Origin of the sequence: Propionispora hippei DSM 15287 (assembly GCF_900141835.1) — a bacterium.
In the GTDB taxonomy this organism is placed as follows: domain Bacteria; phylum Bacillota; class Negativicutes; order Propionisporales; family Propionisporaceae; genus Propionispora; species Propionispora hippei.
In genome coordinates this window covers 62,715-82,115 of sequence record NZ_FQZD01000007.1, presented here as the reverse complement: position 1 = coordinate 82,115, position 19,401 = coordinate 62,715, and the positions used below count along the sequence as shown (strand labels likewise).

15 protein-coding genes are annotated in these 19,401 nt (G+C 50.7%); 2 read left to right on the top strand and 13 right to left on the bottom strand.

The window, feature by feature from the left end:
* Nucleotides 1-102 precede the first annotated feature (102 nt).
* The 4 genes from F3H20_RS04920 to F3H20_RS04905 form a co-directional block, all read right to left on the bottom strand.
* Nucleotides 103-984, bottom strand: a complete 882-nt coding sequence (locus tag F3H20_RS04920; protein ID WP_223191627.1) for a substrate-binding periplasmic protein — start codon at nucleotides 982-984, stop codon at nucleotides 103-105.
* A 100-nt stretch (nucleotides 985-1,084) separates the two neighbouring features.
* Nucleotides 1,085-1,777 (bottom strand): amino acid ABC transporter permease, encoded by a 693-nt coding sequence (locus F3H20_RS04915; RefSeq protein ID WP_149733834.1) that lies wholly within the window; start codon nucleotides 1,775-1,777, stop codon nucleotides 1,085-1,087.
* 11 nt (nucleotides 1,778-1,788) lie between these two features.
* The gene (locus F3H20_RS04910; RefSeq protein WP_149733833.1) at nucleotides 1,789-2,508 is read right to left on the bottom strand and encodes an amino acid ABC transporter ATP-binding protein; all 720 of its coding nucleotides are present in this window, start codon (nucleotides 2,506-2,508) and stop codon (nucleotides 1,789-1,791) included.
* A 380-nt stretch (nucleotides 2,509-2,888) separates the two neighbouring features.
* Complete coding sequence (locus F3H20_RS04905; RefSeq protein ID WP_149733832.1) at nucleotides 2,889-4,736, bottom strand: APC family permease; 1,848 nt, start codon at nucleotides 4,734-4,736, stop codon at nucleotides 2,889-2,891.
* An 861-nt stretch (nucleotides 4,737-5,597) separates the two neighbouring features.
* Between F3H20_RS04905 and F3H20_RS04900 the strand changes: the two genes are divergently transcribed.
* The gene (locus F3H20_RS04900; RefSeq protein WP_149733831.1) at nucleotides 5,598-6,782 is read left to right on the top strand and encodes a pyridoxal phosphate-dependent aminotransferase; all 1,185 of its coding nucleotides are present in this window, start codon (nucleotides 5,598-5,600) and stop codon (nucleotides 6,780-6,782) included.
* Between the two features lie 326 nt (nucleotides 6,783-7,108).
* Here the strand turns inward: F3H20_RS04900 and F3H20_RS04895 are convergent, their stop codons facing one another.
* On the bottom strand, nucleotides 7,109-7,861 hold the full coding sequence (locus F3H20_RS04895) for a GntR family transcriptional regulator (RefSeq protein ID WP_223191626.1): 753 nt from the start codon (nucleotides 7,859-7,861) through the stop codon (nucleotides 7,109-7,111).
* Nucleotides 7,862-7,915: 54 nt separating this feature from the next.
* On the bottom strand, nucleotides 7,916-8,968 hold the full coding sequence (locus tag F3H20_RS04890) for a zinc-dependent alcohol dehydrogenase (RefSeq protein ID WP_223191625.1): 1,053 nt from the start codon (nucleotides 8,966-8,968) through the stop codon (nucleotides 7,916-7,918).
* 354 nt (nucleotides 8,969-9,322) lie between these two features.
* Between F3H20_RS04890 and F3H20_RS04885 the strand changes: the two genes are divergently transcribed.
* Nucleotides 9,323-10,201, top strand: coding sequence for a class II fructose-bisphosphate aldolase (locus F3H20_RS04885; protein ID WP_149733829.1), 879 nt, complete (start codon nucleotides 9,323-9,325; stop codon nucleotides 10,199-10,201).
* Between the two features lie 168 nt (nucleotides 10,202-10,369).
* On the opposite strand, the gene deoD is transcribed toward F3H20_RS04885, so the two are convergent.
* The 7 genes from deoD to kdpB all read right to left on the bottom strand — a co-directional run bounded on the left by deoD (nucleotide 10,370) and on the right by kdpB (nucleotide 19,377).
* A complete protein-coding gene (gene deoD / locus F3H20_RS04880; protein ID WP_091747420.1) occupies nucleotides 10,370-11,071 on the bottom strand; it encodes a purine-nucleoside phosphorylase in 702 nt (233 codons plus the stop codon).
* Nucleotides 11,072-11,149: 78 nt separating this feature from the next.
* Complete coding sequence (locus tag F3H20_RS04875; RefSeq protein WP_223191624.1) at nucleotides 11,150-12,076, bottom strand: DMT family transporter; 927 nt, start codon at nucleotides 12,074-12,076, stop codon at nucleotides 11,150-11,152.
* 129 nt (nucleotides 12,077-12,205) lie between these two features.
* Nucleotides 12,206-13,201, bottom strand: coding sequence for an NADH:flavin oxidoreductase (locus F3H20_RS04870; protein WP_149733828.1), 996 nt, complete (start codon nucleotides 13,199-13,201; stop codon nucleotides 12,206-12,208).
* A gap of 85 nt (nucleotides 13,202-13,286) precedes the next feature.
* A complete protein-coding gene (locus F3H20_RS04865; RefSeq protein WP_149733827.1) occupies nucleotides 13,287-13,979 on the bottom strand; it encodes a response regulator in 693 nt (230 codons plus the stop codon).
* 13 nt (nucleotides 13,980-13,992) lie between these two features.
* Nucleotides 13,993-16,689 (bottom strand): sensor histidine kinase, encoded by a 2,697-nt coding sequence (locus F3H20_RS04860; protein WP_149733826.1) that lies wholly within the window; start codon nucleotides 16,687-16,689, stop codon nucleotides 13,993-13,995.
* Nucleotides 16,690-16,750: 61 nt separating this feature from the next.
* A complete protein-coding gene (gene kdpC, locus F3H20_RS04855) occupies nucleotides 16,751-17,326 on the bottom strand; it encodes a K(+)-transporting ATPase subunit C (RefSeq protein WP_149733825.1) in 576 nt (191 codons plus the stop codon).
* 17 nt (nucleotides 17,327-17,343) lie between these two features.
* Complete coding sequence (kdpB, locus tag F3H20_RS04850; protein WP_149733824.1) at nucleotides 17,344-19,377, bottom strand: potassium-transporting ATPase subunit KdpB; 2,034 nt, start codon at nucleotides 19,375-19,377, stop codon at nucleotides 17,344-17,346.
* Between the last annotated feature and the right edge of the window lie 24 nt (nucleotides 19,378-19,401).

Genomic DNA, 19,401 nt, shown 5'->3' with positions numbered 1-19,401 from the left:
CCTTTCCCAAACAGAAATATAATTGATACAACACGCGGCGCACCGTTAAAACGGTGCAGGAGGAAACCAAAGCTCCCTCCTGCAGGTAAAAGGTTATTTGATTTATTTCACGTTTTTCGTTTTACCGTCTTCCAGCGATACAAAGTAATCCTGGTTCAAACCGTATTGTTCCAGTATTTTCATCAGGGTGCCGTCTTTTTTCATATCGTTTATCGCTTTATTGACCGCATCGTTCAATTCCTTGTCGTCAAACCGGATAGCCGCGCCAATCTTGCCGGCAGCTTCCGCTTCATAGGGACTCAGGATTCTCAGGTCCAGACTGGAGTCCTGTTTCAAGGTATAGCCGGCCACAATGCCGTCGGTAACACAGGCATCAATTTTCCCGGTGTTAACCGCCATCATCAGTTCCGCCTGGCTGCCAAAGATTTTCAGGTCTTTAATTTTGCCTTCATTCAGCCATTTTTGAGCGATTTCCAGGAAGGCCGTACCTTTTTGGCCACCTATGACTTTATCCTTCAGATCTTCCTTGGTTTTTATGCTGGAATCCTTCTTGACTACAACAGCTTCGCCTTCTTTATACCATACATCGGTAAACAGAGCTTTTTCCAGGCGCTCCTGTTTGATGTACATGCCGTCGGTTACCATATCAACTGTTTTGTTGTTAAGCTCAATGAGCAGGTTTTCAAAGGGAATCTGCTTCATTTCCACTTTGGCAATGCCCAGACGCTTAGCCACTTCGCGGATAATGTCGGCATCAACGCCGGAAAACTTATTGCTGCTGGCATCCATATAGGCAAAAGGAGCATCATTGGAGGAACCCACTACGAGAACACCTTTTTCCTTAATGGCACTCAGGGTGCTGCCGGCACCGGCATCCTTTTTCTCCGTCGTAGTGCTGGAGGAACCGCAGCCGACCAGCAGGGCTGCCAGGGCAAATACCAAAACCACTAAACCTGCAAACCGTTTGTACACTTTGTTCATCATGTTCCACTCCTCTTTTTTTAAATGAATATATAGTACAGAAAACCGGCAGTCTCAGACTCTGCCACCGGCGTTCTCTTCCGGCAGTAACTGCCTTGCCCGGCTATTTGGTCTTTAACCGGTGTTCCACAAAGGCCACCAGATGCGACAGCGGCACACTGATGATAAGATAGGCCAGGGCCAAAAAGGTATATGATTCAATGGTTAAAAAGGTTTGTGACGCGAAGGTCTGGGTACGGAGCAGCAGTTCATTGACCGCCACGTAAGCCAGGAGCGATGTGTCTTTGACCATCATGACCAGATAATTGCCCAATGATGGGATAATGCTGCGCAGGGCCTGGGGCATCACGATGCGGAACAGGGCCTGATATTTGCCAAAACCCAACGCCAGGGCCGCCTCGGTCTGACCGGGATCAACGGCAATGATGGCGGCCCGGATGACCTCGGACATATAACAGCCGTAATTGATGCCCAGTCCCAGGATGCCGGCCGTCAACGAGGCGATCTGCACATCCGTTTTATAGCCGAACAGGCCGGCGATAAGGTTAAGCAGCAGAGGAACCACATAGTAGATATAGACAAGCTGCACCAGTAAGGGCGTTCCCCGGATAAGTTCCAACAGCAGATACAAAAAACCTCTAATGATTTTAATGGATGAAAGCCTGCCGATAGCAATGATAAGTCCGATGAAGGTTGCCAGGATGAACCCCAGAATCGTCGCCTGAATAACCACACCAAAACCATGTAACAGGGAAGGAATTAAAAGATCGGCTGCTTTAGCAAAGTGTAGTGGCATATTCTCCCTCCTTATAAAACTCTTGCCAGAAACTCTTGAGTCCGCTGGTGTTCCGGCCGGTTAAAGATTTTGGCCGGCGGCCCTTCCTCCACAATATAGCCTTTATCCATAAAGATGACACGGTCGGCCACATCGCGGGCAAAGCCCATTTCGTGAGTGACCACCACCATGGTCATCCCTTCGGCGGCCAATTGCTTCATGACCTCCAGCACATCGCCGACCAGTTCGGGGTCCAGCGCGGAAGTCGGTTCATCAAACAGCAGCAGCTTGGGCTTCATAGCCAGCGCGCGGGCAATGGCCACCCGCTGCTGCTGTCCGCCCGAAAGCTTCGCCGGATATTGTTTGGCCTTATCAGCCAGACCGACTTTGTGCAGCAGCTCCATAGCTGTTTCTTCCGCTTCCGCTTTCCTTACTTTATTGACATGAATGGGGGCATAGGTTAAATTGTCCAGCACGGTTAACATGGGGAAAAGATTAAACTTTTGAAACACCATGCCAACTTCCTTGCGAAGCTTTTTGCTGTCCAGATCAGCCTCAATCAGCGTTCCGCCATAATAGATTTTTCCGCTTGTCGGCACTTCCAAAAGATTCAAACAGCGCAGAAAGGTACTCTTGCCGGAACCGGACGGTCCGATAATACAGACTACCTCGCCGGCCTTGATAAACAGGCTGATGCTTTTCAGTACTTCCAAATCGCCGAACTTTTTACCTAAATTGATTATGTTAAACATAGCCCTTCCTCCTGTATTCTTTAATTCGGAAAGGCGCCTGCCGCTAAAAGCAACCAGACGCACCGGCTAAAAAACAAAAAAAGCAAAGCACTTTCAAATTAAGCGTCTTTGCTTGATCGCCAGTAGGCAGTAGCCGCCGGGACGGTACGTCAACTGGCCGGTATTCACTTTTTTGCGGTAGTCTTTGCCGAAAGGATAACAAAAAAGATGCCTGGCAGAATAAGACAGTCTTTGTCTTATTTGTTAGCATCTTTGCTTAATTTTTTCGGTTGTATTTACTTTTATCTCATTATAGCAGAGCCGTCAAGTACTGTCTAGGGACAAAAATAACAATATATATGGCCTGCATTTGTGCAAACAACACAAATGCAGGCCACTCATCAATCCTTCAACTGATACGGCACCGTAGTGACAATGACATTTTCCTTGAGAATCAGCGTAGTGCGCAGAATCCAGCCTGTTTGGTTGTGCAGCAGGCGGTGCCACCACTTAGGCGTTTCGAATTCCGGGATAACCACCGTAATATAGTCATTGCTGGCTTTTTTCTGGACAATGTTTTCGATGTACTCCAGCAGCGGGTTCATCAGCAGCCGGTAAGGCGACCGCAGGATGACCAGCCGGACACCCAGATTCCATTTGTCCCAGTTCTGTCTGATCTTTTCCTCCGACGCCTCGGTACTCGCCACATGCACCGCCAGCACATTATCGCCGATCAGCTTGGCGTATTTCAGGGTTTGAAACACCACCCGCGTCGGCGTCGAAACCGGCACAATAACGATATGCTTACCTGCTGTCGCTAAGGAGTTCCCCTCGCAAATCAATTCCTCCGGCACCCGCAGCTGTTCGGCGATACTGTCATAATGACCGCGAATTTTCTTAAAGATAAATACAATGAAGGGAATAAACAATAAAATAATCCAGGCGCCGTGCACAAACTTAGTCACCGTAATAATCAGCACGACAATGCCGGTCGTGACTCCCCCAACGCCGTTCATCCAGGCCCGCAGGACCCAGCCGGGCTGGCGTTCCCTTTTCCAGTACACCACCATACTGGTCTGGGCGATGGTAAAGGAAATAAACACGCCAATGGCATACAACGAGATCAAGTGATCAATCTGCCCCTGGAAGGCGACAATCAGCAGCGCGGCCATAAACGTAAGCAGGACTATGCCGTTAGAATAGGTCAGCCGCTCGCCCCGGGTGGCCAAATAACGGGGCATATAGCCGTCCCTGGCGATGATGGACAGCAGGATGGGCAGTCCGTTATAGGCCGTATTGCCGGCCAGATACAACACCAGCATGGTACTAAACTGAATGTACAGATAAATACCGTTCCGGCCGAATACTTTCTCGGCAAGCTGCGACAGAGCAGTCACCTCATGGTACGGCATAATATGATAGTGCATAATCAGGAAGGTAATGCCGGTAAACATGACTCCAAGAATACCGGCCATCCAGTAGGTGGTGATGGTGGCGTTACGGGCCTCCGGCTTCCGGAACATTGGCACGCTGTCGGCAATCGCCTCGATACCGGTCATCGAGCTGCAGCCGTTGGCAAAGGCACGCAAAATCAAAAACAGCATGGCCCAATCCAGCGGTTGCTTGGCCAACGCATCAGGATGGATGAGATAAGGAGCATCAAACAGCGCTTTGTAGCACCCTGCTCCCAACAGGGCCAGTACTCCGAATAAAAAGGCGTAAGTAGGGATAACAAAGGCATTGGACGATTCGCGGACACCACGCAAATTAACTACCATTAAAATAACAAATAAAACAAATAAATCAATAAAGACCTTGTGCTCCAATAAGAGGGGATACGCCGAAGTTATCGCCGCCGTGCCCGCCGAGACACTAACCGCCGCCGTCAGCACATAGTCGGCAAACACCGAACCGGCGGCAACCAGGGCCGGCAACTCACCCAGATTCTTTTTGGCGATGGCATAAGCACCGCCGCCCTCCGGATTGGCTTTCGCCACCTGAACATAGGACAGGGCGATGATGGCCAGTAAAAGCAATATGGTCAGGGCCACCGGCGCCATATAACCGTAGGCGATGATACCGGGAACGGTAATCAGGGTAATCATGATTTGTTCAGGGCCGTAAGCCACTGATGATAAGGCATCGGAAGAAAAAATAGATAAGGCCTTCCATTTTGGCAGGCTCTCGTGGGCCAGCTCGTTGTTGTGCAGCGGCTTGCCGATCAGCAAGCGCCGAATCACGCTCATCATAACAGTGTTGGTACATCCTTTCTGCTTTCGAATCCTCTGTAGTATATGTGATTTAGGGAAAAGATACCCCTAGTACTCCCGTCACCTGTTAAGTGCCCCAGCGTACTAGTACCCACCAACTCTGAAATTACAATTACTTGACGGATCTTTTCCGCAAGGGTTCGTTGTCGTCGACTTACCCTACAAAAAATCTCCATAAGTTCAATTTGCACTTGCCAAGTTAGCTGACCCGTTAATCACAGATTAGATCATATCATCCGCCGGGTTGCTTGTCCAGATAGCAGCAAATAATTTAGCACCTGGCTAAAATCGCCTTTACCGGCAGGAAAAAGACCGCCTTCCCTTTCCGGGAAGACGGTCTTTAGCGACCTTTCGTGCCGCTACCGCCTAACAAGTCGGCGAGCAGCCGTTATCATCGAAGCAGCAGAACAACAAAAGGATGATAATGATTATGATAAACCAACTTCCTCCGCGGCCAAATCCATTTCCCCAAGCCATAATGACAACCTCCTCATAGAATATTTTATTAAGTAGCGGTTTCTACTGTATCCTATGATGCGTTAAAGGCTTCGGTGACTCTATCGGGAAAAAAGAACATTCCGTCCGCTTCTTGCCATCATGCCCGGTGCTTCTTTGCCGTTTCTGTTCTTAGGCAGAAAGTCCCGGACCATCTTCTGTTTGCAAGGGCAGGCATTGTGCCATATAATGGTACTAGTACCTTACCAGCCTTAAGCCAGTCAGCATACTTCCGGTATGCCTCCTTCTCCATCTTATGCTGCGAAAGATAACTTTGCCCGCATCCTACTGTTTTAAAGCTGACAAGGTACTGGTTTTTTAATTGAAGATCTGGAGGGAACAACCATGTTGTCACAAAATATTCAAAACAAAATCAGCAAATCTTCATGGATTCGCGCCATGTTTGAGCAGGGCGAAAAGCTTCGCAAGCTCCATGGTCCGGAAAAGGTCTACGATTTCAGCCTGGGCAATCCTGACTACGAACCGCCTCAGGAAGTACAGGACGCCCTGATCAAATACGTAACCGGCGAAACGGCAGGGCTGCACAAGTATATGAACAACGCCGGCTATCCCGAGATCAGGGAAAATATCGCGAAACGAACCGGCGAAGAAGCCGGTCTGCCACTGACGTCGAACCATATTATTATGACCTGCGGCGCTGCCGGCGGGCTCAATGTTGTCTTAAAAAGCATTCTAAACCCCGGGGATGAAGTCATCGCCCTGGCGCCATACTTTGTGGAATACGGGTTCTACGCCGAAAACCATGGCGGAAGACTGGTGGTTGTCCCGACCGATCCGGCCACGTTCCAGCCCTCTATAGCCGCTCTGGAACAGGCGATTACCCCGAAAACAAAAGCACTCATCATTAACTCGCCTAACAACCCGACCGGCGTTATCTACAGCGAAGCTGTTCTTACCCAGGTTGCCGGCCTCTTAGCCCGCAAGGAACAGGAATTTGGCTCCCAGATTCTTGTAATTTCCGACGAACCTTACAGCAAAATTGTCTATGACAACGCCAAGGTACCCAACATCCTTTCGATTTTCCCCAATTCTGCTGTGGTCAACTCTTACAGCAAATCGCTGGCCTTACCCGGCGAACGGATCGGCTACATCGCCGTTAATCCGCAAATCAAAGACGTGGAGCTCCTCATCAGCGGTCTGATCTTTGCCAACCGCACCTTGGGCTTTGTCAATGCGCCGTCCCTCTTTCAGAAAGTCATTGGCGACTCGCTGGATGTGGCCGTCAACACCGACGAGTACAAACGCCGCCGCGACTATCTCTACTCCCGCCTGACCGAACTGGGCTTTACCTGCGTTAAGCCGGAAGGCGCTTTCTACCTGTTCCCCAAGGCGCTTATCCCGGACGATGTGGAATTTGCCCAGCGGGCCTTGAAATACAACCTGCTGATTGTCCCCGGCAGCGGCTTCGGCTGCCCCGGCTACTTCCGCCTCGCCTACTGCGTCAGCATGGAAACCATCAAGAATTCGATCAGCGCCTTTAAGGCCCTGGCTGAAGAGTTCCGGGCCTGAGCCAACCTAACAGCAGAGCACTTGCCTGTTTAACAGCTTTACAGTAAAATAACAAAGCCCGGCAGCCAAAACCGCCGGGAAACAAAAAATCACATAGCAAAAAAGGAGTCATTACGTTTTATACTATACTCCTTTATCTTCGCACAAAACTCGCAACCTTATCTATTTTGACACCGAGCCGCCCAGCTATCGCACCGGGCGGCTCGGTTTTTAGTTTGTTATTTTTCCAGTTCCGGGACCAGCTTCACCAGTTCCTGAAACTACGGCTGCAGCCGGCAAAAAAGCTCCCAGCATATGGCTGAGAGCTTAGTAGAGAGCTGATTAGCTTATGGCTCACCGGCAGGAAAAGAATGCAGCTTGCCAGATCGCTCACGGTCGGTAGAAACAGTCAATTCAATCCTGGTTTTATACGCTAATGATTTCGATATGACATATTCGAGAATCCTATCATTTTCATCGAAAGTTACCGTATACGTAATCGTAATCGGATCGCCAACCTGAATGCCCAAATGCAGTGCCTCATATTCTTCCGCTTTTGAAATTTCGATCACCTTATGGGCATAGCTCGGATAAATACCGTACTCCGCCAAAGTACGGTATAACGATCTGTTGGTAAAGTCTTTTTCCAACAGTCCTGAACACAACATATAAGGAAGATATGCATTCGCCAAAGAATAAACCTTACCGTTAATGTAACGCAATCGCTCCAACCGAAATACATAATCGCCCTTTTTTAATTCCAATTTGGCCGCCACCTCTAACGAAGCCGGCTCTATATTTTGAAATAACACCTTACTGCTTGTATAGTTGCCTCTTAAAACAACCCGATTATAAAATGCCAGTTCATTTTTACTCGTTTCTGACTGACCGTCAACAAACTCTTTATTACCGAGGAAGAATGTTCCCTTCGTCGGAATCTTCACTATAAACTTTTCTTCTTCCAACAGCAATAAAGCCTTCCTGACAGTAGGGCGACTGACATTATATTTACTGCAAAGATCCCGTTCGCTTGGCAGGGGTGTAAAATATGGCTTATCGGAATAATCTGCTAAGATTCTTTTTTTTAATTCATCATACAAAAATTCGCCTTCCCTTTTTCCGACAGCCAAAACGCTACACTCCCTGTTATTATTTTAGAACTTAACAACGACTCTAAATTTGTCTCCCTTACAGGCGGATTCAAATGCGGCCTTTATATCATGTACCGGATATACTTCACTTATAAACGGCTTTACATCTATGATACCATATGACAGCATTCTTGTCGCTTTTACGAAATCCCGCGCATTGGAATTGGCTGTTCCCAATACTTTAACGGCACTTTTGTGAAGCCAATCGGGACTAAAAGATATCGGGGTGTCCGGATAAAACGCGCTATATAAAACAAGTCTGCCATTATTCGCGAGACATTTTCTCGCTTCCTCAACCACTGCTGAAATAGGTGTTGTATCAAATACAACTTGCGCCTTAAGGCCGTCAGTAATCGCCTTTACTCTTTCCGCCAAGTCTTCTCTCTTAGGATTAACCGCATATGCCGCACCCATTTTCAGCGCTAATGCCGTCCTCTTTTCGTCGGTATCAGATACAATGACTACCGCACCTTTTCTAGTGGCAAGGAGAACATGCAACAAGCCCATAATTCCACAGCCAATGACAACTACAACATCACCGAATTGCACATCGGCCGTTTCCACGCTATGCAATACGCAGGATACAGGTTCCGTAACCGTTGCCTCTTCGACCGAAATATTTTTATATTTAAACAAATTGGCTGGATGTACAAGCAAGTGCGAACTGAGTCCCCCCATCCCTTTATGCGGAAGTCCCTCAAGCTGCTTGCTATGATTAAAATATTCACAATTTTGTTCATTACCGCTCTTGCATTGATAGCAATTATTGCAAGCAAGTGTAACGCCAAGAGCTACCCGGTCATGTAACTGCCAGTGTACCTTGTCCACGCGATCTCCCATAGCAATAATATGGCCAACCGTTTCATGTCCGCCAATAAAGGGAAACTCGACTTGCTTAATTCCTTTATAAACCCGCTGTTCCCAGGTGCAGATTGCGCAGGCATCTACTTTAATCAGTACTTTGTCGGGCTCTACTTCAGGTATATCGTATTCTTCCAGTTGTATTTGACCTACTCCGGTAAATACGGCTGTTTTCATTTTGTGACTCAATTTCATTCACCCCATCATTCTAATATTTCTTTATTTTAATTACAAGATATTTAATATCCCGCCAATTACGTCAACAGCAATCAGCACCGCTTGCGTTGCCGACAAGCCTCCAATCATGTTACCACCACATTTTTTATAAATCCCATAAACATGACCATCTGTCACATCTCCCTTGCAATTATATTACCACTGGTTATAAATAGAATAATCCGTATTTTTTAAAATGTCAATACAAAACCTATAATCATTGAGTTTATTGACTTAACCAATTACATTTGCGCATTAAATGACAATTGACATTTATATTACCATTGGTTATAATTTTCTTAAGTAATCAATAAAAGCAAATGGAGGATTCGTATGTTAACTACAATGAAAGATATGTTATTACCGGCAAAAAAACATAAGTATGCCGTAGGCGCCTTTAATGTCCCCAATCTGGAATCGATTCAGGCAGTTATTTCTGCTGCAGAGGAGTTACAAGCTCCGGTCATCCTACAACACGCAGAAGTGCACGAAAAATATATCCCCTTGGCTGTTATCGGTCCTATCATGCTCGATTTTGCCAAAAGAGCAACGGTTCCGGTATGTGTGCATTTGGACCACGGCTCCAGTTTTGATTTATGTATGCAGGCGATTCGCCTTGGCTTTACCTCCATTATGTACGATGCTTCGGCCAAAAGTTATGAAGAAAACTTTAACGAAACAAGAGAAATGGTTCGTATCGCCCATGCTGTTGGCGTTTCTGTGGAAGCCGAATTAGGTCATATTTTCACCTCAGCCATAGGCGGCGGTGAAGGACGCGGAGCTGTGGGCGCCGAAGATTTCGCTTCGCTGGACGATTGTTATACCGATCCTGAAACCGCCAAAAAGTTTGCCGAAGGAACCAGTGTAGACGCACTGGCTATTTCCTTTGGAACAACACACGGAGTTTATCTGACCAAACCCCGTTTAGATTTAAACCGCATAACCGAAATTAAAGAAAAAATTGATATTCCTTTAGTCATGCACGGAGGTTCCGGCCTTTCTGATGATGATTTCAAAACCGCCATTCATAATGGCATTACTAAAATAAATTATTATACTTACGGAACAATAGCCGGTGGCAAGCAAGTAGCAAAAATGCTCGAAACCGTACAGGATGAAGTATTTTACCATGATATTGTTCTTGCCGGCATAGCCGGCATTAAGGCAAATATAAAATCAGCCATGCAGGTATTCTACCATTCTATGTTATAAGAGGTACAAAGCATAAAAACAGTTCTCAGCCTACTGCTGAGAACCCGGAATAAAGCACTCCTTCTTGTTCGTATAAAGCTATCCACCTTGAACCTGCCGGGCGAAAAATTCCGGCAGTAACTAAGCAGCCCCGGCTATTATGCCGGGGCTGCTTAGTTACTGCTTTTATTATTTTACCGTTTCCAGGGCAATGTTCATCATCTGCGTAAATGTGGTTTGCCGTTCCTCGGCTGTCGTTGCTTCACCGGTAACCAGATGATCGCTCACCGTTACAATAGTCAGCGCCTGCACACCGTATTTGGCAGCCAGCGTATACAGCCCCGCTGTTTCCATTTCCACCGCCAGCACGCCATAGGCCGCCCAGCGCTTCCAATAATCCGGATCGTCATGATAGAAAGTATCGGAAGTCAGCACATTGCCTACCTTGGGTTTAATACCCAGCTTCGCTGCCGCCGCATAGGCCTGCTGCAAAAGCGCAAAATCAGCCGTCGGGGCGTAGGTCATCCCCGGAAACCGCTGAGCGTTGATGTTGGAATCGTGCGAAACAGCCATTGCCAGAATGACATCCTTCACCTTTACATTTTCCTGCAACGAGCCGCAGGTGCCGGTCCGGATAAGACGCTTTACGCCGTATTGAGTAATTAGTTCATTTACATAGATGGATATGGAGGGAATACCCATGCCTGTTCCCTGCACCGAGATCCGCTCTCCCTTGTAAAAGCCGGTAAAACCGTACATGCCGCGCACTTCATTGTAACCCACGGCATCTTCCAGAAAATTCTCGGCAATGAACTTCGCCCGCAGCGGATCGCCGGGCAGCAGCACCGTTTCGGCAATAGCTCCCGGTTTAGCCCCAATATGTATACTCATCACCATCACTCCTTTATATTATAGTAACCAATCTGGCAAATAGCAGGCTGCTGCACACCATCCCAAATGCAGCCCGCTTTACGCCTGCTGGTCCATAGCCTGCTTACCGCGGCCAAACTGCGGCAGCGGAAGAATTCCCGTACCGATGGTAACCCCCAGAATAACCAGCACCAAAGCCGTAAGATGGTGCCAGCTTAGCTGCTCACCAAGAAAAAGCACCGAGGCAAATACGCCGATAACAGGACAGCCGTTTTGGAACAACGACGCCGTGGAAGCACCCAAATGCTTGATAGACACATTCCACAGCAAGGCGCCCAAGGCGGTACTGAAAAAACTGGAAAATAGCAGTACAGCTACCGGTATCCAGGAAGAATAAGCGGCATGGCCCCAGTCCGGATTGGCCGCAAACCCGACCAGACCAAGACCGGCGGCAGCCAAAACATGGCTGTAGGCGGTAACCGTTAACGGACTGGCATAAGAAGTAGCTGTTTTAACAAAAAGCGAGCCAATAACAAAGACCAGCGTGGCAATTCCCATCACAGCATCGCCAAACAGACTGGCCCCGCTTTGTGCATTGGCCGCCACGACAAACAGCAAACCACCAAACCCCAAAACCATACCAACGGCCTTGGCTGCCGTAAATTTCTCCTTTAAGAAATAACCGGCCAGCAGGGCCGTCATGAGCGGATTCATTCCTAAAATCAGCACGGCATGGGTGCCGCTGGTGGCTTTAATACCGAAAGTAAGGGCAATCTGATGCAAAAATATGCAAAACAAAGCGATTCCACCAACCGAAGGCCAGGCTTTCCGGGGAAGTCTCCAGCATTTCTGGACGATCATGACCGGCACCAGCAACAGGCTGGCCAGGCATAACCGGATAGGCGCCAGGACCAACGGCGGATAAAACTGCGTTAAATATTTTATTGCTACCGCATTCACACCCCATAGAATAACAACCCAGATAAGAATGACGATCATTTTATAATTAGGTTTACCCGTTTCCAATTGATTCACTCCAGCTATGGTCTATGTAAAAATTCCTCTAAAATCGTATCACATTTTTCCGGAAGCGGAAACCCTAAATCCTTTTTCTTTTTTAGAAACCGCCATTACACTCAATCCGGTAAAATCCATTTAGCTTGTCTTAAGCCTGTTCCCCGGACATAGTGTATGATCGGTAAACCACCGGCACGCCGGTATCGCGCCGCCACAGCCAAAACACTTGTTTACCGGTTTTCCCTGCAGCACGTGATCAGCAAAAGCAGGATCGGTAAACATTCCCCGGCCAATAGCCACTATATCGGCATAGTCGTTTTCCAGCAAAAAACGTGCCTGATCTGCTGTACGGATTTCATTCACCGCGATAACCGGGATATGCACCTCTTTTTTTATGATATAGCCACTGTATGTGGTCGGACTGCAGATAAATCCGTCAGGCACAGGCGTTTCCGGCGGCTTCATGCCAAAAGAAATATGCAGCAAATCAACCCCGGCACTTTCAAAGGCCCGGGCTGTTTCTATGCCTTGACGGCTTTCCGGCAAATAGGCTCCCATCCGTACACTCACGATAAACCGGTCATGGACAGAACTGCGGATATCCGGCAACATGTCCGTCAAAATTCGGGTTCTATTGAGGACATTGCCTCCATAGCAATCAGTTCGCTGATTGTATGACGCGTCAATAAACTTACATAAAGTAAAGCCATGAGCAAAGTGGTATTCCACGCCGTCAAAGCCCATATCACAGGCAGCCAGGGCAGCCTGCTTCATATCCGCCTGCATGGCCTGGATATCGTCGATGGATAACTGATTGATATCCATATCACCGCAAGAGAGCTGCATCATGACCACTGCACCGTAATCATGACAGTTCCCGGCAATCTGCCGTAATACTCTCCGGTTGTCAGCCGACCACATATTCGAGGCCTGCGCGGCGCCGAGAACCCGGGTAGCCTGCAAAATAATAAGGCCGGCCCCGCCTTTTGCCCGGTCCGCATAATGTTCAATATGCTGCCGTCCATAGTAGGAGCCGTTGTCTCCCCGGAAGGAAAAAGTAACCATGGGAGCCATAGCAATTCGATTTTTCACCCGGTTCCCGCGAATCACGATATCATCGGCGAACTTAGCCATACCGCTTCCCCCTTACCCTTTGATATTCCATCATCCAGTTCTGACCTTCTCTTATCTATTATACACCTCGCCGCACCTACTTTGGTTAGCTTTTTCCCATCAGGCGGTAACCAACGCCCGACTCGGTGATAATATAGCGCGGCTGCGCCGAATCGGCCTCAATTTTCCGCCGCAGCTGCCCGATATAGACGCGGATGTAGTGAGTATCGTTATTGTAGTCGTTACCCCAAACCGCCTTTAGCAGTTGCTTGTGCGTCAGTACGCGGCCGGCATGCTGCGCCATGATCTTGATAATTTCGTATTCAGTGGGCGTCAGCTTCACTTCCCTGCCGTCTACCGTCACCGTCCGCTGCAACAGGTCGACCGCCAGCCCGCCGCAGGTAAGCACCGGCTCATCCTCCACCTGGGCCATCCGGCGGAGACAGACCCGCATGCGCGCCATGAGTTCTCCCATACTAAAGGGTTTTGTCACATAATCATCGGCACCGGCATCGAGGGCTTCGATTTTTTCCTGCTCCTGGTCACGGGCCGTCAAGACAATAATCGGCACCTGGGACCACTCCCGCACCTGCAGCACCACCTCTTTACCGTCCATGTCGGGCAGGCCTAAGTCGACAATCATGATATCCGGCTTCAGGCTCGCCGCCCGGGCCACACCGTCCTTCCCGGTCAGTACACCTTCAAACAGGTAGCCCTGAACCTGCAGTGACACGCGCAGCAGCTTCTGGATCTGTGGTTCGTCATCAATAACCAATACCCGTAATTTCTTTTCATTCATCCGACTCACCTCTTTAAGGATTTGTCCCGTCGGTGGAGACCGGCAGGCGAATAGAGATCTGCGCGCCGCCGTCAGGATGATTCTCCGCCCAGATAACTCCTTTGTGGGCTTCCACAATACCTTTACAAATGGATAATCCCAATCCGGTGCCGGACACTTTTCGCACCTGGGGCGCCCGGTAAAACTTTTCAAAGATGCGCTCCCGGTCTTCCAGGCCGATTCCCGGCCCCTCATCCCTTACACTGAGCACCACCTGGCTCCCGTCCTGGGCGGCGCTGACGGTAATGGGACTTCCTTGCGGTGAATACTTGATCGCGTTATCCAGCAGGTTAATCAGCACCTGTTCCAGCAGAACGCAATCGGCCCGGAGCAGTGGCAATGTTTCCGGCAATTTAGTAATTAATGTATGAGTTTGTTTTCTTTCGCTGATGCGGCGCCAGGCCGATCCCACCATATCCTCTATATCGCACCAGTCGGTTTTTAGCTGCAGCATGCCGCTCTCCTGCCGGGCCGTATCCAGCAGATTGTTGACCACCCGTTCCATCCGGGCCGCTCCATACAAAATGGTTTCCAGCAATTCGGTCCGCAATTCCTCCGGGTATTGAATATCCGGGTCAAGCAACGTGGACACCGCTCCGGTTATGGTCGCCAAAGGCGTCCGCAGTTCATGGGACACCGAGTTAAAGAGCGCCATCCGCAGCCTGTCCGACTCTACCACTAAAGCGGCCTGCTGCGCCTGACGGGCCAGGGTTACCCGCTCGATGGCCATGGCCGCCAGACCTGACCAGGCATCAATCAGGCGTTTCTCTTCCGGTGTCACCGGCTGCGCGCCGATGCGCACCCCGAACACCCCGCCCACGCTTTCTCCGGCTGTCAACGGTACATAGAGATTCTCAGCCCCCGGCAGCGTTTCCGTGGAACAGCCTGCCACCCGCTGATTTTTATACGACCAGACCGCTACGGCATATTCGGCGTCGGATAAAGAAAAATCCTCAACCAAAGCAAACCGGCTGCTGTCATAGCTTCCCGCCAGATACAGCTTACCGCTTTTATCCGGACACAGTACCAGCGTATCCCGTCCGATGGTTTCGCCGGCATGCCGCACCAGCTCCCGGCAGATAAACTCCAGGTCAATGACGGCGGCGATTTCCCGGCTGAATTTATATAAGGCCCGGATACCGCGTTCCCTGAGCTGAGCTGCTTTGGCCTCCCGCCGCAGCCATTCCGTCCGGCCGCCAATCAAAAAAGAAACCAGGAGAAAAATCGCGAAGCTCCAGACAAAGCGAAAATCATAGACGGAGAAGGTAAACAGCGGCGGTACAAACAAATAATCAAAGCAGGCTACACTGATCACCGCCGTGAAATAGGAAGGCCACCGACCCCACCAAACGGCGGACAGCAGCACTGGCAGCAAGTACAGCAGCGCCACATTGACCAGTTCCCAATGATCTCTGCCCAACCAGCCTGCCAGAGTGACCAGGGCGGTCATGGCCAGCCCGCCGGCAAACGGTATCATCCCGGCAAAGGAAGTAGCAGGAAGTACCGTCTTGATCTCGGGACGTTTTTCCTCTTCCACCGCCCCCTGGACGACATACACATGAATACCGCCGCTGGCCCGGATCAACCGGTCTACAAAGGATTTGCGAAAAAGGTCCTGCAGGTGGGTATTGCCCGATTTGCCGACTACGATGGCGGTAACATTATGGGTTCGCGCTACTTCCAGAATTTCCTTCACCAGGTCATTGCCTACCACCATAAGCGTCCTGGCCCCCAGTTCTTCGGCTAACCGCATATTGCGGGCAATCCGGTCCCGTTCCTTATCGCCCAGAGGAAAACGCCGCTGCGCCGTCTCGATATGAACGGCGAGAAACTCGGCATGCAGGCCGCTGGCAAACCGGTGCGCCGCCCGGATCAGTTGGGCGGAAAAAGGACTGGGGCTTACGCATACCATGATGCGGCCGGCCGCCGGCCAGGGCCCGGCAATCTGTTTCTGACGCATGTACTCGTTCAGGTCCCGGTCAACCCGGCTGGCGGTAAAGCGCAGGGCCAGCTCGCGCAGCGCGTTGATGTTGCCCAGGCGGAAAAAATTCTTTAAAGCCTGCTGCACCTGTCCCTGGCGGTACACCTTACCCTCCTGCAGCCGCTTGATCAATTCCTCCGGCGGAATATCAATCAACTGAATATTATCCGCCTGAGCCAGAACATAATCAGGCACCGTTTCCCGTACAATCACGCCGGTAATTTGGGCTACCACATCGTTCAGGCTCTCCATATGCTGAATATTGACGGTGGTATAAACGTGGATGCCGGCAGCCAATAATTCTTCCACATCCTGATACCTTCGCACATGGCGGGAGCCGGGAATATTGGTATGAGCCAGTTCATCCACCAGCACCAGTTCGGGTTGCTGCTGCAGCACGGCATCAATATCCATTTCCAGCATGACCCGGTCCCGGTAAAGCAGCTCTCCTGGCGGAATTCCGGGTATGCCGGCCGCCAGTCTTTCCGTTTCCGGGCGGCCGTGCGTTTCAATCCAGCCGGTCAGGACACGCACACCGTCCGCTTTGCGTTCATGAGCCGCTTCCAGCATTTTATACGTTTTTCCCACACCGGCAACGGCACCTAAAAATACCGTCAGCTTACCTCTTGCCGCTTTTTTGATGCTTCCCAGCAGTTCATCCGGATCGGGTCGCAGCCGCTCCTCCGCCATACAGGCCCCTCCTTTTACACAGCAGCAAACAGGGCTGTTACAGCGCCCTGTTTCCCCTTGTTTATATGCTCTCATCAAGTGCCAGATTTAATTCCAGCACATTTACCCGTTCTTCACCCAGCACACTGGCCAGCCGGCCCTCGGTCCTCGCCTCAATCAGCCGCTCCACTTCAGCCACATCCCGTCCTCTGGCCCCGGCTACCCGTGCCGCCTGCAGATAGGCGGCAGCCGGCGTGATATGCGGGTCAAGCCCACTGGCGGAGGCAAGCACCAGGTCGGCCGGTACGGGTGCTGCCTGGCTCAGGCCATTTTCCCGGCGAACCAGGCTTAACCGTTCTGCCACCGCCTGCAGCAAAGCCTGATTGGTCGGGCCCAAATTGCTTCCCGCCGAAGCCGTTCCGTCATAGCCGTCCTGTCCGGCCGCCGACGGACGTCCGTGAAAATATTTATCGCCGGTAAAAGTCTGTCCAATCAGCCGCGAGCCTACGGGACTCCCATTCTTTGTCACCAGGGAACCGTTGGCCTGGGCGGGAAATAAAAGCTGCGCCACCCCGGTTACCAGCAAAGGATAGACAAGCCCGGTCAGCAAAGTAAATACAGCCAGCATTCTTAGTCCTGTTACCACCCATTTCCACATTATAAACCCTTCTTCCTTTATACCAAGTGTAAAATAACCAGCAGCCAGTCAATCAGTTTAATCCCGATAAAGGGAATAATCAGTCCGCCCAGCCCATAGACCAGCAGGTTGTTCCGCAGCACCACATCGGCGCCCACCGGCCGGTAGGCAACGCCGCGCAGCGCCAGTGGAATCAATGCCACAATGATCAGGGCGTTAAAGATGACCGCACTTAAAATGGCGCTTTCCGGGGTAGCCAGTTGCATGATATTAAACAAACCAAGAGCCGGATAGGTTCCCATAAACATGGCCGGAATGATGGCAAAATACTTGGCAATGTCATTGGCGATACTGAAGGTGGTCAAAGAGCCTCTGGTCATCAAGAGCTGTTTGCCGATTTCCACAACCTCAATAAGCTTGGTGGGATTGCTGTCCAGGTCAACCATATTGCCGGCTTCCTTGGCTGCCTGGGTTCCGCTGTTCATGGCCACCCCCACATCGGCCTGAGCCAGGGCGGGCGCATCGTTCGTCCCGTCACCCGTCATGGCTACCAGCAGTCCCTGCTCCTGATATTGACGGATCATGGCCAGCTTCGCTTCCGGCGTAGCTTCCGCCAGAAAATCGTCCACACCGGCTTCGGCGGCAATCGCCGCAGCCGTCAACGGGTTATCGCCGGTAATCATGACGGTTTTTATCCCCATCTGCCGCAGCTCGCGGAACCGTTCCTTAATACCGCCTTTGACAATGTCCTTCAGCTTAATAACCCCCAATACCTTGTCTTGGGCGGCCACCACCAGCGGGGTACCGCCGTTTTTGGCAATCTCCGCGCAGGTCCGGTTCACCTCAGAGGGAAAAATCCCGCCCTGCTGACGGACATAATTTTGAATGGCATCCATTGAGCCTTTCCTGATTTCCTGCCCCTGCTGATTGATTCCGCTCATCCGGGTTTGAGCCGTAAAAGGGACAAACTCCGCGCCCAGTGCTGCCAAGTCCCGTTCCCGCAAATTGTATTTTTGTTTGGCCAGAATGACGATGCTCCGCCCTTCCGGTGTTTCATCGGCCAGCGATGACAGTTGGGCAGCATCGGCCAGCTCGGCTTCCCCGATGCCCGGCGCCGGAAAGAAATCGGTTGCCATCCGGTTGCCCAGCGTAATAGTGCCGGTCTTATCCAGCAGCAGGACGTTCACATCGCCGGCGGCCTCGACGGCACGGCCGGACATGGCCAGTACGTTCCGTTTCAATAACCGGTCCATGCCGGCAATGCCAATGGAAGAAAGCAAACCGCCAATGGTCGTCGGAATCAGACAAACGAGCAGCGCCAGCAACACCGGCACGGAAATGGTAGTCCCCGTGTAAATCGCAAAGGGTTCCAGCGTAGCGACGGCAATTAAAAATACAATAGTCAGGCCCACCAACAGAATGGTCAGGGCAATTTCATTGGGTGTTTTTTGCCGCTTGGCCCCTTCTACCAAAGAAATCATCCGGTCCAGAAAGGTTTCTCCCGCATTGGCGGTGATTTTTACCTTGACCCAGTCAGACAACACGCGGGTGCCGCCGGTAACCGAAGATTTATCGCCGCCCGCTTCACGGATGACCGGGGCCGATTCGCCGGTGACCGCGCTCTCATCGACCGAAGCTATGCCTTCCACCACTTCCCCGTCACTGGGAATGATGTCGCCGGCCTCGATGAGAATCAAATCATCCTTTTTTAACCGAGTGGCGTCAACCAGCACGATCTCATTGGCGCCGGCCAGCTTCTTGGCCTTGGTCTGCGTACGGGTTTCCCGCAAGGCCCGTGCCTGCGCTTTGCCCCGGCCTTCCGCCACGGCTTCCGCAAAATTGGCGAACAGGACGGTAAACCACAGCCAAAGATTGATCTGCAAAGAAAAGAATACACTCCCGGTTGTCCCCTGCAGGCAGTCGCGCAGTAGCAATATACTGGTGAGTATGGCGCCAACAAATACAACAAACATGACGGGATTTTTTATTTGTGTCCGGGGATTCAGTTTCCGGAAAGCATCGCGTACCGCTTCCCCCAGCATATCCCGGCGAAAACCGGTTTCTCTATTCATGATTGGAATCTTCCTTTCCGTTTG

Coding starts and splice junctions, on each gene's coding strand:
- F3H20_RS04920 (WP_223191627.1), bottom strand. CDS start 984: ATGATGAACAAAGTGTACAAACGGTTTGCAGGTTTAGTGGTTTTGGTA.
- F3H20_RS04915 (WP_149733834.1), bottom strand. CDS start 1,777: ATGCCACTACACTTTGCTAAAGCAGCCGATCTTTTAATTCCTTCCCTG.
- F3H20_RS04910 (WP_149733833.1), bottom strand. CDS start 2,508: ATGTTTAACATAATCAATTTAGGTAAAAAGTTCGGCGATTTGGAAGTA.
- F3H20_RS04905 (WP_149733832.1), bottom strand. CDS start 4,736: ATGATGAGCGTGATTCGGCGCTTGCTGATCGGCAAGCCGCTGCACAAC.
- F3H20_RS04900 (WP_149733831.1), top strand. CDS start 5,598: ATGTTGTCACAAAATATTCAAAACAAAATCAGCAAATCTTCATGGATT.
- F3H20_RS04890 (WP_223191625.1), bottom strand. CDS start 8,968: ATGAAATTGAGTCACAAAATGAAAACAGCCGTATTTACCGGAGTAGGT.
- F3H20_RS04885 (WP_149733829.1), top strand. CDS start 9,323: ATGTTAACTACAATGAAAGATATGTTATTACCGGCAAAAAAACATAAG.
- deoD (WP_091747420.1), bottom strand. CDS start 11,071: ATGAGTATACATATTGGGGCTAAACCGGGAGCTATTGCCGAAACGGTG.
- F3H20_RS04870 (WP_149733828.1), bottom strand. CDS start 13,201: ATGGCTAAGTTCGCCGATGATATCGTGATTCGCGGGAACCGGGTGAAA.
- F3H20_RS04865 (WP_149733827.1), bottom strand. CDS start 13,979: ATGAATGAAAAGAAATTACGGGTATTGGTTATTGATGACGAACCACAG.
- F3H20_RS04860 (WP_149733826.1), bottom strand. CDS start 16,689: ATGGCGGAGGAGCGGCTGCGACCCGATCCGGATGAACTGCTGGGAAGC.
- kdpC (WP_149733825.1), bottom strand. CDS start 17,326: ATGTGGAAATGGGTGGTAACAGGACTAAGAATGCTGGCTGTATTTACT.
- kdpB (WP_149733824.1), bottom strand. CDS start 19,377: ATGAATAGAGAAACCGGTTTTCGCCGGGATATGCTGGGGGAAGCGGTA.